At 49.9% G+C, this 772-nt stretch carries 1 protein-coding gene; it reads left to right on the top strand.

The window, feature by feature from the left end; all coding sequences use genetic code 11:
- Window positions 1-772: transposase (locus tag HC757_RS18870; RefSeq protein ID WP_169565981.1), on the top strand; the 772-nt coding region annotated here is incomplete at both ends.

Raw genomic sequence — 772 nt, 5'->3', positions numbered from 1 at the left:
AGAACTATGACCATCGCCGGGGCTGGGTAGAGTCACTGCTCTTTGAACTTGAAGCTGTTTTTGCCATTGATGTGGCTGCTTTTGCGGTGATGTCAAACCATCTGCATGTTGTGTTGCGTATTGATATTGATACTGCCAACCGTTGGAGTGACATAGAAGTGCTGGAGCAATGGCACAAACTGTTTAAAGGCGATGAGTTAACCCGGAAATTTGCCCGTGGCGGGTTGGTTGAAGCATACGAGGTGACCAGGTTAAAGCACGCCATCGCGACCTATCGCAGCCGGCTATGTGATATATCGTGGTTCATGCGTTGTCTCAATGAACCGATAGCTAGGCAAGCAAATCAAGAAGATAACTGCTCAGGCCGTTTCTGGGAGGGGCGCTTTAAGTCGCAGGCGTTATTGGATGAGGCCGCAGTATTAGCCTGTATGGCCTATGTCGATCTGAATCCCATCAGAGCGAAGATGGCGACTACCCCAGAGCAGTCCAATCACACCAGCATTCAACTGCGTGTTCAGGCAGCCTTGAAAGGCGAACAACCCTCGAACCTACTGCCTTTTATTGGCAACGAGCGCGATAACCAGCCTAAAGGTATTGCGTTTGCGCTCCGGGATTATCTTGGATTGGTTGATGATACCGGACGCATTATCCGAGATGACAAGCGTGGCGCTATCGGTGAAAACAGCGCTAAGTTGCTAACAAGATTGAATATCCCGCAAGAAAACTGGCTAAGGCTCACCACTGAATTTGGCAAGCTGTTCCATGGTCCCGT

The sequence above is a fragment of the Shewanella salipaludis genome, assembly GCF_012911865.1.
Lineage (GTDB): Bacteria > Pseudomonadota > Gammaproteobacteria > Enterobacterales > Shewanellaceae > Shewanella > Shewanella salipaludis.
Note: the sequence above shows the minus strand (reverse complement) of the source record. Positions and strands in the feature narration are given on the sequence as shown.